General features: G+C 42.9%; 12 protein-coding genes. 6 read left to right on the top strand and 6 right to left on the bottom strand.

What is annotated here, in order from left to right:
* Window positions 1-59 precede the first annotated feature (59 nt).
* The 5 genes from FZC79_RS13825 (at window position 60) to FZC79_RS13845 (ending at window position 5604) form a co-directional block, all read left to right on the top strand.
* Window positions 60-1007 carry a carbohydrate ABC transporter permease gene (locus tag FZC79_RS13825; protein ID WP_148947361.1) on the top strand — a complete coding sequence of 316 codons (948 nt, stop codon included), beginning with the start codon at window positions 60-62 and terminating at the stop codon, window positions 1005-1007.
* A gap of 4 nt (window positions 1008-1011) precedes the next feature.
* Window positions 1012-1851: a carbohydrate ABC transporter permease gene (locus tag FZC79_RS13830; protein ID WP_148947362.1), complete on the top strand. Its 840-nt coding sequence runs from the start codon at window positions 1012-1014 to the stop codon at window positions 1849-1851.
* Between the two features lie 78 nt (window positions 1852-1929).
* Window positions 1930-2946, top strand: a complete 1017-nt coding sequence (locus tag FZC79_RS13835; RefSeq protein WP_148947363.1) for a LacI family DNA-binding transcriptional regulator — start codon at window positions 1930-1932, stop codon at window positions 2944-2946.
* 32 nt (window positions 2947-2978) lie between these two features.
* Window positions 2979-4325 carry a GH1 family beta-glucosidase gene (locus tag FZC79_RS13840; RefSeq protein ID WP_148947364.1) on the top strand — a complete coding sequence of 449 codons (1347 nt, stop codon included), beginning with the start codon at window positions 2979-2981 and terminating at the stop codon, window positions 4323-4325.
* An 847-nt stretch (window positions 4326-5172) separates the two neighbouring features.
* Entirely contained in the window at window positions 5173-5604 is a 432-nt protein-coding gene (locus FZC79_RS13845; RefSeq protein WP_148947365.1) for a MarR family winged helix-turn-helix transcriptional regulator, read from the top strand.
* Window positions 5605-5674: 70 nt separating this feature from the next.
* On the opposite strand, the gene FZC79_RS13850 is transcribed toward FZC79_RS13845, so the two are convergent.
* From FZC79_RS13850 to FZC79_RS13865, 5 genes are all read right to left on the bottom strand, one after another.
* Window positions 5675-6100: an organic hydroperoxide resistance protein gene (locus tag FZC79_RS13850; RefSeq protein ID WP_148947366.1), complete on the bottom strand. Its 426-nt coding sequence runs from the start codon at window positions 6098-6100 to the stop codon at window positions 5675-5677.
* Between the two features lie 319 nt (window positions 6101-6419).
* Window positions 6420-7046: an HD domain-containing protein gene (locus FZC79_RS13855; protein ID WP_148947367.1), complete on the bottom strand. Its 627-nt coding sequence runs from the start codon at window positions 7044-7046 to the stop codon at window positions 6420-6422.
* A 410-nt stretch (window positions 7047-7456) separates the two neighbouring features.
* A complete protein-coding gene (locus tag FZC79_RS13860) occupies window positions 7457-8701 on the bottom strand; it encodes a DUF418 domain-containing protein (protein WP_148947368.1) in 1245 nt (414 codons plus the stop codon).
* 90 nt (window positions 8702-8791) lie between these two features.
* The gene (locus FZC79_RS23205; RefSeq protein ID WP_187442785.1) at window positions 8792-8953 is read right to left on the bottom strand and encodes a hypothetical protein; all 162 of its coding nucleotides are present in this window, start codon (window positions 8951-8953) and stop codon (window positions 8792-8794) included.
* Between the two features lie 185 nt (window positions 8954-9138).
* Window positions 9139-10407 carry a sensor histidine kinase gene (locus tag FZC79_RS13865; RefSeq protein ID WP_148947369.1) on the bottom strand — a complete coding sequence of 423 codons (1269 nt, stop codon included), beginning with the start codon at window positions 10405-10407 and terminating at the stop codon, window positions 9139-9141.
* 192 nt (window positions 10408-10599) lie between these two features.
* Here FZC79_RS13865 and FZC79_RS13870 point away from each other — a divergent pair, with 192 nt between their 5' ends.
* The gene (locus FZC79_RS13870; RefSeq protein WP_148947370.1) at window positions 10600-11427 is read left to right on the top strand and encodes an SPL family radical SAM protein; all 828 of its coding nucleotides are present in this window, start codon (window positions 10600-10602) and stop codon (window positions 11425-11427) included.
* Between the two features lie 107 nt (window positions 11428-11534).
* Here FZC79_RS13870 and xylE read toward each other — a convergent pair whose 3' ends face one another.
* Window positions 11535-12950, bottom strand: a complete 1416-nt coding sequence (xylE, locus tag FZC79_RS13875; protein WP_148947371.1) for a D-xylose transporter XylE — start codon at window positions 12948-12950, stop codon at window positions 11535-11537.
* Between the last annotated feature and the right edge of the window lie 44 nt (window positions 12951-12994).

Here is a 12994-nt window from a genome sequence, read left to right on the forward strand (position 1 = left end):
ATGAACCGGGCTGGATGGGGAATTCCATCTAGCCCTCATTTCTTAAGGAGGTAGTCAGGTTGGAAAATACACATAAGCAAGCAAGGACCTCTGCTAAAGTCAGTAAATTATCTGAAAAGAAAAAAGATATGATCTCTGGCTATTTATATGTTGCGCCGTTCTTCATCATTTTTGGCATCATTGGACTTTATCCTGCGATTTTCAGTATCGTGCTTGCTTTTCAAAAATGGAACGGCTTAGGAGAAATGGAGTTCGTAGGATTCAACAACTTTGTGATTGTTCTACAAGATCCTCTGTTCTGGAAATCACTTTATAACACAGTCATCATCGGCTTGATGGGGACTGCACCACAATTAATAGTCGGAATTATTCTGGCATACTTCCTGAATTTGGCTGTGATTCGATTTACAAATTTCTTCAGGGTTACGATTTTTATGCCGTATATAACCTCCATGGTAGCCGTAGCGCTTGTTTTTGGAGTGTTCTTCAGCGGAGACGAGAGTGCGCTGGCAAACTATGTTATCGGATTATTCGGATTTGATCCAGTCAGCTGGAAAACGTCTGAATGGGGTGCGAAAATTGCCATTTCTTTAATGGTATTTTGGCGCTGGGTCGGCTATAACACGATCATCTATCTTGCGGGTCTTCAAAGTATCCCGAAAGATTTATATGAGGCTGCGACGATTGATGGAGCTAACAAAGTTCAGCAATTCCTGCACATCACCATTCCTTTATTGAAGCCATTCATTGTTTTGACTGTTTTTATGTCAACCGTAGGGGCTCTTCAACTCTTTGCGGAACCAACCGTTTTCTTGGGTGCTTCAGCATTCAGCCGAGATGAAGCAATGACTGTCGTGATGTACTTGTACAGAGATGCCTTTAACTTGGGTTCATTTGGAACCGCATCGGCAACAGCTGTACTATTATTGATCATCATTGTTGCAGCAGCAGCTCTGAATACGTGGTTGACTTCAGGTGCAGGCAACAAGAAGAAGAGAGGTGTGTAAGATCATGAGCCAACAGAGCAAAAAACGATTTAATCCGGGGACATTTCTCATTTATGCAGTGCTAAGTATTGCTTCTCTGTTATCTCTATTTCCGTTTTATTGGATGTTTGTCATGGCGACGCGTCCAAGTGCGGCTTATAACTCGATTCCTCCAACCATCCTTCCGGGTGGAATGCTTGTTGAAAACTTTCAAAAAGTGCTGGATACGATTCCTTTCTTCAATGCAATGTGGAATACGATTCTATTATGTACGGTGGTTACTGCGTTAGTGCTGATCATCAGCTCACTTGCAGGCTTTGCCTTCGCGAAATTCGAATTTCCTGGAAAAAACTTTCTTTTCATCAGTATCTTGCTGACGATGGTTATTCCCCCTCAATTGGGACTGATTCCACAGTACTATTTGATTTCCCAATTAGGATGGCTGGATACGCTGCTCGGAGCAGGGGTGCTTTTCTTGCTTAACCCTCTGGGAATCTTCCTTATGCGGCAGTACATCACTCAGTCTGTACCAGATGAATTGATGGAGGCAGCCAAGCTTGACGGGTGTTCGAACTTCAGAATTTATTGGAGCATTGTACTTCCTATCGTCAAACCTGCTTTCGCCACTCTGGGCATCATTGTGTTCACACTCGTATGGGGCGAATTCTTATGGCAATTCACCGTCCTCCGTGAACCGTCATCTTATACTCTGCAGGTAGCGCTCGCTTCCTTGAACAATGCGTTCCGCGTAGACTTCGGTATGCTTTTATCAGGTGTTTTCTGGGCAACTGTTCCATTGATTGTCATCTTCCTCTTCTTTAATAAATGGTTCATTTCCAGTATTACGGAAGGTTCAATCAAGTAAACGGTGCCACTCCTCCTAATTGTTGGTACAATCATAATAATAGGATATCGGACAAAGCTTAAGGAGCTGTAAAGCAGAATGAATCTGACAATAAGAGATATTGCTAAGATGGCGGGTGTATCACCTGCCACTGTATCTAAAATTATGAACAATTATGGAGGAATCAGCGAGGCAACCCGACAAAAAGTATATAAAATTATAGAAGAAACAAAGTATCAACCAACCTTTTCGGCAAAATCACTGGCTACAAAAAAATCCAATCTGATCGGTTTGGTCTACGCAGGTAAGATTAATGTTGATTTTACACATCCCTTTTTCAATGAGGTTATCAACTCCTTCAAAAAGGCTGTAGGCACATTAGGTTACGACATCCTGCTGTTTTCAAATGAAAAAATCTATCAAGGCGAGAGCAAATACCTGGAGAGATGCAGACACTTTCATGTGGATGGGTGCCTGATTATTGCAGGAGATGAAATTGAAGAAGAGGTTGAAGAAATTACGAAAAGTGATATTCCTTGTATCGGTATAGATTTAAAGTTGGACGGACCCCGCTCCAGCTATATCATGACGGATAATACGAAAATCGGATTAAAAGTCGTAGAGCATCTTTATTTGAATCAAACCAGGAAAGTCGGCTATATCGGCGGAAAAACCGATTCACTCATTGCCAGTATCCGAAACGGAGGATTCATGGAAGGGATGGCCCAGTTTGGCTTGCCCATTCGCGAAGAGTGGATCCGGTATGGAGACTTTTTTGAAGAAAGCGGATATCGATCCATGAAAGAAATTTTACAGGCTGAAGAGCTGCCGGAAGCTGTATTTGCCGCTTCTGACATGATGGCTTTAGGTGCTTTGAAAGCGATAAAAGAGGAAGGGCTGTCTGTTCCAAATGATATTCAGCTCATTGGCTGTGATGATATTGAATCATGCCGTTACACCGATCCGCCGCTAACAACAGTAAAGCAGGACAAACAAAAATTAGGGAAACTGGCTGCCTATATGCTTAATGATCTTATACAGGATAACCAGGACATCCAACCGGTTAAAGTAGACCCAGAGCTTGTCATTCGGTCATCCAGCATAGAAAGAGCATAGCCGATCCCATTACAACACGGGAGGTAATGAATATGACAACAACGATACAATTTCCAGAGACTTTGAAATGGGGAGCTGCGACAGCTTCTTATCAAATAGAAGGTGCTGCTTCTGAAGATGGACGTACTCCTTCCATTTGGGATGTATTCTCTCATGCACCCGGCAACGTCAAGAATGGTGACCATGGAGATGAGGCATGTGACAGCTACCATCGCTATAAAGAAGATGTTCAGCACTTGAAAGACTTAGGTGTAGACTTGTACAGATTCTCGATTTCCTGGTCAAGAGTGATTCCTGAAGGAACGGGTGAGTTGAATCCGAAAGGTGTCGCCTACTACCGCGACCTCATTGACGAGCTCTTGAAGAATGGAATCGAACCGATGATCACCCTTTACCACTGGGATCTTCCACAAATTCTTCAAGAAGAGGGAGGATGGGAAAACCGTTCGACAACAGATGCCTTCCATGAATATGCTGTTGCGATGTTTAAAGAATTCGGCGGCAAGGTCAAGAAGTGGATTACCATCAATGAACCATGGTGTGCTTCTTTTCTATCAAACTACTTAGGTATTCACGCTCCAGGAAAAACTGATTTACAGGCTGCAGTGGACGTGTCTCATCACTTGCTTCTTGCGCATGGAAAAGCTGTTGGATCATTCAGGGATCTTGTGCCTGATGGGGAAATCGGGTATGCGCCAAATGTCGGCTGGTTAGAACCCTATACTCAAACCGAGGAAGACAAACAGGCATGTAAGCGCGGCATGATGTGGCTTAAGGATTGGTTCATGGATCCAGTCTTCAAAGGGTCTTATCCTGAACAATTGATTGAACTATTTGGAGAGCATAACGCTGTATTGAAAGCAGAAGAGGGCGACCTTGATCTCATTTCACAGCCTATCGATTTCATGGGAATCAATTATTATACAGGCAGTCTGGGGCGTTATAAAGAAGATGGAGGTCTATTCCAAGTAGAAGAGATTCCGTTGGACGAACGCCGGACGGACATTGGCTGGCCGATTTATGGAGAAGGCTTTTACAAAACCTTAACGGATCTTCATGCAACTTATGGAGATGTGCCGATTTACATTACGGAAAACGGGGCTTGCTATAACCACGAAGTAGAGAATGGAAGAGTAGCTGATCAAGAGAGAATCGATTACCTGAAACAGCATTTGACCGCCTTGCATCGAGCGATTGGAGCGGGAGTGCCGATTAAGGGATATATTGTATGGTCCTTGCTTGATAACTTTGAGTGGGCTGAAGGGTATGAGAAGAGATTTGGTATTATCCATGTCAATTTCAGAACGTTTGAACGCACAAGAAAAGACAGCTACTACTGGTACAAGCAGACTGTTACGAATAAGTGGTTTGAGCGGTGATTTGTTCAGTTTGGATGATGAAATAGATCCTAATATTAGCTGAATATTTGATAGTTCTGTTAGAAAAAACGACTCTTTTTAGATGAAGAGTCGTTTTTCTATTGTGTTGGGTTCGGCATGCCTCTGAATAACTTCTAATTATGTTTTTGGAGTCAAGCATCTGCGCCTAGCCCCTGGTGGTCAAATAACTTAAAGAAAATAAGAGGAAGGCCGCCTCTTTTATAGGAATGAAAACCCCTTGTTATGCTGGGAGTTCCAGGGAGCTTACAGCACGGTATAGAAAATAGGATAAGCCGGTTCCCTATTCCATTCCAGCAGAAGACATTCCATGTTTACGAAATGAATAATCCTTAAAATAAGCGGAGTTTTTCCGTTTAAGCTACGGTGTTGAATACGATTTGGGGTGAATAAGCGGATTATTTCCGCTTAAGCACAGTGATACGAGCCATTTTCACATCTTTTAAACAAATAAGCGGAAAATTCTCCGCTTTTATTTAGCTATTTTACGTGATAATGACTTGAATAAGCGGAATTTCTTCTCTTATTTCTCAAGGTTTCTTCAATGAGAAAATCATTGGGGTCTTTTAAGACGAGGCAGGTGAAGGTGGCTTCCAGAAGAATATTAAATCTGGAGAAAATCCAGCTTCTGCCCATAAGGTTAATAAGCCAAAGAGAATAAAAGATAAGCCCAGCTAGTTTCTCTCGTGAACAATTTCCTAATGCTACTGCCAGAGCGCTTCCGTTTTAGGTACGTCACTCTTAGGGCTTTTAAGCACTAAAACGTTTTATTTTAAAGGGGCGAAGAGGTATAGTAGTAATAGAATCTTTATCGAAGAGTTGGTGTACGATGGAAAACGAATTTGAACAGTTGAAGCTTGAGAACCAGATCTGCTTTTTGCTGTATGCGGCTTCAAGGGAAATGACGAAGCAATATAAACCTATTTTGGAGGACCTGGATGTTACGTATCCTCAATATCTAGTGCTTTTGCTGCTGTGGGAGCATGAGAGTCTGACTGTTAAAGGAATGGGCGAGAAGTTGTTTTTGGATTCGGGGACACTTACCCCGATGCTCAAGCGGATGGAAGAGCAGGGACTTCTTGTCAGGGAGAGATCGGACGAAGATCAACGCTCCGTTTCGGTGAAGCTGACCTCTGAGGGACAAAATCTTAAGGGAAAAGCGGCGGACATCCCCGGGCGCATATTATCACTTGCGGGCAGCACGGAAGAAGAGAATAAAGTGTTGAAATCCTCGCTTCTGCGGCTGTTGAATAACCTTTAATCAAACGTTTGATTAATAAAAAAAGTTCACGATTCCTTGATGGAATCGTGAACTTTTTACTATCTTAGGCTTACTCTACAACTTCCAATTCAACATCGATATTTCCTTTTGTTGCCTTGGAGTAAGGGCAGAATTCATGTGCTTTGTGTACAAGGTTTTCTAACGTATCACGATCTACGCCTGTACCTTTCACTTGCAGTTTCACCGCAAGTTTATAGCCTTGATCCGCTTCATCCTTCAATAAGCTAACGTTGGCTGTAACCTCTGAATCAAAGGATACTTTTGCTTTCTTGGCAATCAGTTGAAGAGCGCCGTCAAAGCATGCTGCATAACCTGCTGCGAAAAGCTGTTCAGGGTTTGTTGCTTCCGGCAGTTCTTTCTTCCTTGGTGTTCCCGGCATCGCTAACTGCAGATTGATGTTCCCCTCTGAGGATTCTACACGGCCTTCACGTCCGCCGACAGCTGATACGGATGTAGTAAATAATGCGTCTGACATTTTGCATCTCTCCTTTAAGTTTTTTCGTGTAAAATAAGTTGTGCACAATTTAATTTTACACAATTAAAATTTATAGTCAATGATTTGGATTGTGGAACTCTCACCCTATGTACATATAGTTCACACTGGGCGGGAATTTAAACCTTTAATTGCCTATCGGGTGAAAAGGGGGAAGAAATCTTTTCACACAGGTTTACTTATTGCACCTAGACAAAAGACTCGTCGTTTGGCGAGTCTTTTGTCATCAGATTAATCTTTATTAATGGCCGGGTTGTTGAAGGAGGTTTTTTAATCCTTTGAGCTATACCTGCCATTTTGATTATTTAATCAGGACACTATCCTTAATGAGTTCCGTATCCTTTCCAGCTTCCTTTAATTTTATTTCCGCTTCACTCTCAATTAAATCCTTTAATAGTTGAAGAGTTTGGTCAAACTCTACATGTTTGCCCATCATAAAGCTCATACCATGCTCAATTTCTAACCAAGTTGATAAATCAGCTTCATTATGTTGAAGTTGTGCTTCTAATTTATCCAAGGCATTTGCGACTTTCGCTTCGTATGTCTCTTTATTTTCAAACTCGAACCATAGATCATATAAATCGTTTCCTAATGAATTTCCTAATGTATCCCTTATCTTTTCTATTGATTTAATCTCATTCAATGCTTTGAGTTCCTTAGCTGCAGGGTTATCCATCGTATCAAAGGCAGGGATGTCTCCGGCCTCAGCCTCCACCAAATCGTGGATGGTAATCATTTTTAGTAATTTGGAGGTATCTACCTTCTGTTCTAAATAGGGTTCTATTAATATAGCCATTAAGGTAACCCTCCAAGTATGCTCAGCTACACTTTCTTGTCTGCCATTAGACAGCCAACTGTGCCTCATTTCAGATTTTAATTTCTCTCCCAATTTGATTATTTCAAGTATTTTTAAAAGGTTTGTTTTCATTTCCAGTTCCCCCATAATTATGTTTTGTCCATAAATAACTATTCAGAGAGTAGTTTATTTATGGAGGATATAAATTTATTCCAATTATTTCAAAAACAGGCAGCTTACTCAAGAAAGGTTTCAAATAAACAGGCTGTTTTGACAGAGGCTGCAGCTTTTGGAAAAATCTCAAAAGCAGAATGAAAAAAGGCGGAAACCCTAAGAATAGTAGTTTCGTATTATTCCATTAAGATAGGCTTTTGGCAGAAGAACCTCACCAGAATGGCTGCCAGTTGCACGGTTAATGCTTTAAAAATCTTGAGATAATAAGAAACTGACCTATGTTAGTTCATAGGTCAGTACTAATGTCATTTATACAAAAGGCTCCCAAAAATCGGAGCCCTTTATTTAGAGTGAAGCCGCTTTCTCTTCTATAGTATCCCCCGGTTATCAACTGTCCCAGGAGCAGGGTCTTTCTTTTTCATAGATTGAAATTTTCCATAGGTGAAGGATCTCCACAGCCATTCGAATGGACCGAATTGGAATTTCTTCAGCCAGAAGTAACTGAAGATAATTTGGGCACTGAAGATTGCCAGGGCGATAAGGGTGCCGGCCCACAAGCTAACTTCTTCGTATAAGTCCAACCCGACGAAGATCAAGACACAGATGATGGATTGTGACAGGTAATTTGTCAGCGCCATCTGTCCTGCAAAGCCAAGCGGACGTAATCGTTTTTGCCATTGATCCTTCCTTAAGAGCAGTGTCAAAGCTGAGATATAGAAGAAACATAACGTTACTCCGCTCAGGCTTGTAAACACTTGAACGTAGGTTGAATTTTTAACTCCTTCGCCGATGATTTCCAGTTTATAAAGCGCCAGCAGTGCGACAAGCGGAATGCTGATCAGGAATGAGATGGTCCGGATTTTGCGGATCAGTCCCAAATGCTGTGTATCCGGCCGGAAAATGCCTGCTTTTCCTGCAGCTAAACCAAACAAGAACATGGCCAGCACAGGAATCATAGCTGGAATGGCATTGAAAATGAGCGGAACGAGTTCAGCTCCGAGACGGTAGGAAATCAGTTCTCCGTATCCTGCTGTCGTATAAGCGTCGACATACTCATCATATTGCTCATTGTAGGCAGTAACGTTCATATCTTGAAACTCCTCCAGCAGTCCGCTGGGAAGTAACAGCGTCATGCTGAACAGAGCATTGATCACCAGCAGCAGGCTGAAGGCCCAGATGATCATCGTCTTAATCTTTCTTTTATAGAAAGCCAACAGCAGAAGCCCGGTTAGTGCGTAGGTATGCAGGATATCCCCGAACCACAAGAAGATGAGGTGGGCGGCGCCGAATAGTAACAACCCCAGAATCCTCCGAAGGTAAAGCGGTGTTACTTTAAGCCCTTTTTGCTCAGCGCGGCTCATAAAGATATAGAAGCCGAGTCCGAAGAGAAAGGAAAATATCGTGAAGAACTTCATGTCGATGAATAACGCGAAAAAAAAGTCAATCCAATAATCCACGCCTGACAAATCTGCTTCTACAGCATTGATTGATCTCAAAAATTCAGCAGAGTGAAAAGCGGGCATGTTCACCAGGAAAATTCCGAATAGAGCAAACCCCCTGATGATATCGATCGTAACAATACGATCACTCCCTAAAACAGGTGACGAATTCATGATCTTTTCTCCTTTTCTATTATGTATATACTCTTATATATGTTGAAAGCCGGATTTCATGTGGAAATCCCTTGAACCCGGCATCCTCTCTTACTTATATTCCGGAACAAATGCCATTCCCGCAAACAACAGAATTCCTCCTGATATCCGCAAAGCGCGGACATGGCTGAATTCTGGAAAGAAAACGACGGAGCTGACCAGTAGAAAAGCTCCTATGAGAAAGAGTGTGATTCCTATGTATTTTTTTATCATGGGAAATCCTCCGTTAATGAATATAGTGAAATTATCTCTTTATTCTCATATTTTGGCAATAAAATTTTTAAAAAATCGTAGAAAGGTATTCTGGGAGGCTGGCCTGGTCATCCATTAAAGCCGCGCCAAAAAAGCGAAGGACAACGTGCCGCTTCGCTTTTAAAAGTGAGGTTAAGGCGCTTGGGCTATTGATCCGATTCAGCAAGGGGAAGTTCGATTGTAAAAGTCGTGCCCTTATTGATCGCGCTTTCGACTGTAACTTCACCGCCGAGATTCTTGATGATGCTGTAGGAAACCATCAGACCCAAGCCAGTTCCGCTTTGCCCTTTTGTCGTGAAATAAGGCTGTCCAAGCCGGCTGATCTGCTCCTTATCCATACCGACTCCGTTGTCTTCAATGCACAATTTCACTTTTCGGTTGAAAATAAATGAAGTGACGGATATTTTCCCTCCTGCCGGTACCAGGGCTGCCGCTTCTATGCTGTTCAATAAGAAATTCATGAAGGCCTGCTGAAGTCCTTGCTTATCAGCCCATATTTCACAGTCTTCCAAATCAGACTCTAATGCAATGCTGTGCTGGTTGGCCAGGGGTTTCACTACTTGCAGAACGTAGTGAAGCTGATCTTTCAAGTTGAGATTTTCTACTTTTTCAGAGTGAGGTTTGGCGAAGGCCAAATAATTCGATATCAGGCTTTTTGCTCGTTCCAGCTCACTTATGGAGATTTCGATATACTGCTTTTTTTGTGCGTCCTGTTCGGTTTGCTGAAGAAGCTGGAGAAAGCCGAAAACCGTTGTTAACGGATTTTTTAATTCATGGTTGATGCTGGCTGACAGATGGGCGACCATTTCATTTTTTTCTGCAACAAGCGTCTTCTCTTTGTATTGAAGGCTTCTGGTGAGCAGCAGGATAACGAGCATGACAACCATCGAGCTAATGAGAGTCAATGAGAAATCAAATAACCACACAATTACAAGCTCTGTTGTGAGCTGGACAAGGAACAGGCCGGTCACCCCTGTGATCAAAGGGGAAATGAGTGTGAGTCCTGTTCCCGTCAAGAATTTTTTTCTGAATGACAAAGAGTGATACGATTTAAAAAGCAGGATGGCGGCTAGCACCTCTGCCCCATTCCCAAAGATGGTCGTATAAATCCCCATTCCCCCAAGGCTCAGCCTGTATAGCACCGTAACCGCATACAGGCCTGCCCCCACCAGCGGTCCGCCATAAATGGTGCCGAATACCAAGGGGATATCCCTTAAATCCCAAATGAGCCCCTCGCTCAAGGAAGTGGAAAACCTGATGCATAAGATAATGACAATTGAAAAGGTAAAGAAGATCAACAGTTTATAATTTTTTCTGTAAAAATCTTTTAGTTCTGTTAAGAAAACAATGGTCAAGCAGCTAATTACAATCAACAAGAAATTAATAAGGGGATCATAGTACTGAAAGTTATCCATTTTTTCATCCTTCTACTAACATTTTACGCGGATTATCACAACGGCAGCCACATGAAAAATGAATGGCAGGGTGCTTGGAGGTGTGTGGATAAAATTGGATGGCCCCCGCTGCTTCTTCACGATCCGGTCTTTTCTATATAATAGACACTATTAACATTATTTTAGAATCTTAACCGGTGAGGGGGTGAGGACATGAAGCCGGAACTGAAAGATATTGTCTCCAAAAGCATACTGACGCCGGGAAAAGGGGCGATCGATAACTTTACTCATTCGCTGAATCCCTACGCCGGCTGTGTTTTTGGGTGTAAATACTGCTATGTCAGGCAGATGCCGATTTCCCTTTTTCGTGAACAAGAATGGGGAACATGGGTGGATATCAAAACCAACGCCGCGGAAATCCTCAGAAAGGATCTCGCTAAAGCAAAGAAAAAAGGGCCGGTCACCCTGTTCATGTCTTCCTCTACCGATCCTTATCAGCCGATTGAAGCAAAAACCGGGCTGACGAGGAGCCTGCTGGAAGTCATGCTGGAAGAGAAGCCGGAGTTCATCCATCTGCAGACAAGATCTCCTTTAGTGAAAAGGGACATGGATCTTTTTAAACAGTTCAGAAACAAAATCAGAATCTCCATGACGATAGAAACCGATAAAGAAGAGGTCCGAAAAGCGTTCTCTCCAACGGCACCGCCGATTCCTGCCAGGATGTCTGTGCTGAAAGAACTTACAGAAGCGGGAATCATGACGCAAGCCACGATCGCGCCGCTGCTTCCATGTACGAGAGAGTTTCCGGAAAAATTAAAGAGGATTGCGAAAAGAGTGACCATCGATGACTTTTGGATGGGGGACGGCAGCGGCGGAAGAAGGACTGCCAAGCTTGGGGTTGAGGAGATTTATAGACAGCTTGGCTTGGAGAAATGGTACAATCCGACAGCCTATAAAGTCGTACTGAAAATGCTGCGGGAAGAATTCCAGGATACCGGCATAGAGATCGGGGTATCAAAAAACGGGTTCAGTCCGGAATGAAATAGAAGTACGTTAACACGTTAAAGCGCTGAGAGGGACTGTCCCTTTCAGCGCTTTAACGTGTTAATGTTATAGAAATTTCAATAGTAATCAGGCATTGCCTGGAGTTATATGGCCTTGCTGTTCTTAGCTGAAGGGACCTGCCACAGTTTTTCCATTTGTTCGAGTGATTTCCCTTTGGTTTCAGGGACAAACTTCCAAACGAAAATCGCAGATAGTACACTCATGATCCCGTAGATTCCATATGTCATACCACCGCTGAATTCCATCATCATCGGATAGGTTGAAGACACCAGATAGTTGGCTGCCCACTGTGCCGCGACAGCAATGGCTACAGCTTGGCCTCTGATTCTGTTAGGAAAGATTTCAGAGATTAATACCCAGCAGACCGGGCCCCAGGAAATCATGAAGGAAGCAGTATATACAACGATGAACAGCAGGGTGCTGATGCCAATAATATTGGCAAAGGCCAAGCCTGCCACACCGAACATGCCAATGGCCATGCCGATTGAGCCAACAATCAATAAAGGCTTGCGTCCCAGTTTATCGACTGTCATGATAGCAATCACTGTGAAAATGACATTTACCAGCCCCATGACAATCGTCTGCAGCATAGAGGCATCTTTTGCTGCACCCATGCTCTCAAAAATCCGCGGAGCGTAATAGAGAGCGACATTGATTCCCACAAACTGCTGAAAAACAGAGAGGAGGATTCCAATAGCGATCACCATTTTACCATAAGCGAAAACCGATAATTTTTCAGTAGAAACATTCACCGATTCCTTGATGTCTCTTAAGATAGACTTGGCAGCAGCGGTTCCATTTATTTTGCTGAGGATACTCAATGCGCCTTCATCATCTTTTTTTAATGCAAGATACCGAGGTGTCTCCGGGACGAAAAATAAGAAGATGCAGAACAATAATGCGGGAATGGCTTCCGATGCGAACATATACCTCCAGCCAATCTCGTTTATCCATTCCAAAGATTGTCCGCTTGCAATGCCCCAGTTAACAAAATAAACGACAAGCATCCCAAAGATGATGGCAAATTGATTGAACGAAACTAACCGTCCCCGGATATGGGCAGGTGCTATTTCCCCAATATAGATTGGAACGATGGCAGATGCTAAACCTACACCAATACCGCCGATTATTCTGTAAATATTAAAGGCGATCAATAAACCGATTGTCGGTTCACCGGGAGTAAAAAATAAAATCTCCGGGTAGGCCGATCCCAAAGCGGATAATAAGAAAAGAACGGCAGCGATAATCAAAGATTTCTTACGGCCGTATGCAGAAGAGAAGTATCCTGATAGAAGTCCTCCAATAATACATCCAATTAACGCACTTGAGATGGTGGCTCCATGAATGAAGGAACTTAAGCCGAGTCCGTCAATTAGATAGGATTGTACTGATTTTTCTGCCCCGGATATAACAGCAGTGTCGTAGCCGAAGAGCAAACCGCCCAGAGTGGCGACGAGTGTGATGGAAAAAATGTAAAGTGAACTCTTCTGTTTTGTCATAATGAATGCAGGCAAATTTTCTATACAACAGGCTAGAAAATACG

It is taken from the genome of Rossellomorea vietnamensis (assembly GCF_008180615.1).
Taxonomy (GTDB): Bacteria; Bacillota; Bacilli; order Bacillales; family Bacillaceae_B; genus Rossellomorea; species Rossellomorea vietnamensis_D.

Bases quoted from the DNA above. Each gene is read 5' to 3' on its own strand.
- FZC79_RS13830 (WP_148947362.1), top strand. From the start codon at position 1,012: ATGAGCCAACAGAGCAAAAAACGATTTAATCCGGGGACATTTCTCATT.
- FZC79_RS13835 (WP_148947363.1), top strand. From the start codon at position 1,930: ATGAATCTGACAATAAGAGATATTGCTAAGATGGCGGGTGTATCACCT.
- FZC79_RS13840 (WP_148947364.1), top strand. From the start codon at position 2,979: ATGACAACAACGATACAATTTCCAGAGACTTTGAAATGGGGAGCTGCG.
- FZC79_RS13845 (WP_148947365.1), top strand. From the start codon at position 5,173: ATGGAAAACGAATTTGAACAGTTGAAGCTTGAGAACCAGATCTGCTTT.
- FZC79_RS13850 (WP_148947366.1), bottom strand. From the start codon at position 6,100: ATGTCAGACGCATTATTTACTACATCCGTATCAGCTGTCGGCGGACGT.
- FZC79_RS13855 (WP_148947367.1), bottom strand. From the start codon at position 7,046: ATGAAAACAAACCTTTTAAAAATACTTGAAATAATCAAATTGGGAGAG.
- FZC79_RS13860 (WP_148947368.1), bottom strand. From the start codon at position 8,701: ATGAATTCGTCACCTGTTTTAGGGAGTGATCGTATTGTTACGATCGAT.
- FZC79_RS23205 (WP_187442785.1), bottom strand. From the start codon at position 8,953: ATGATAAAAAAATACATAGGAATCACACTCTTTCTCATAGGAGCTTTT.
- FZC79_RS13865 (WP_148947369.1), bottom strand. From the start codon at position 10,407: ATGGATAACTTTCAGTACTATGATCCCCTTATTAATTTCTTGTTGATT.
- FZC79_RS13870 (WP_148947370.1), top strand. From the start codon at position 10,600: ATGAAGCCGGAACTGAAAGATATTGTCTCCAAAAGCATACTGACGCCG.
- xylE (WP_148947371.1), bottom strand. From the start codon at position 12,950: ATGACAAAACAGAAGAGTTCACTTTACATTTTTTCCATCACACTCGTC.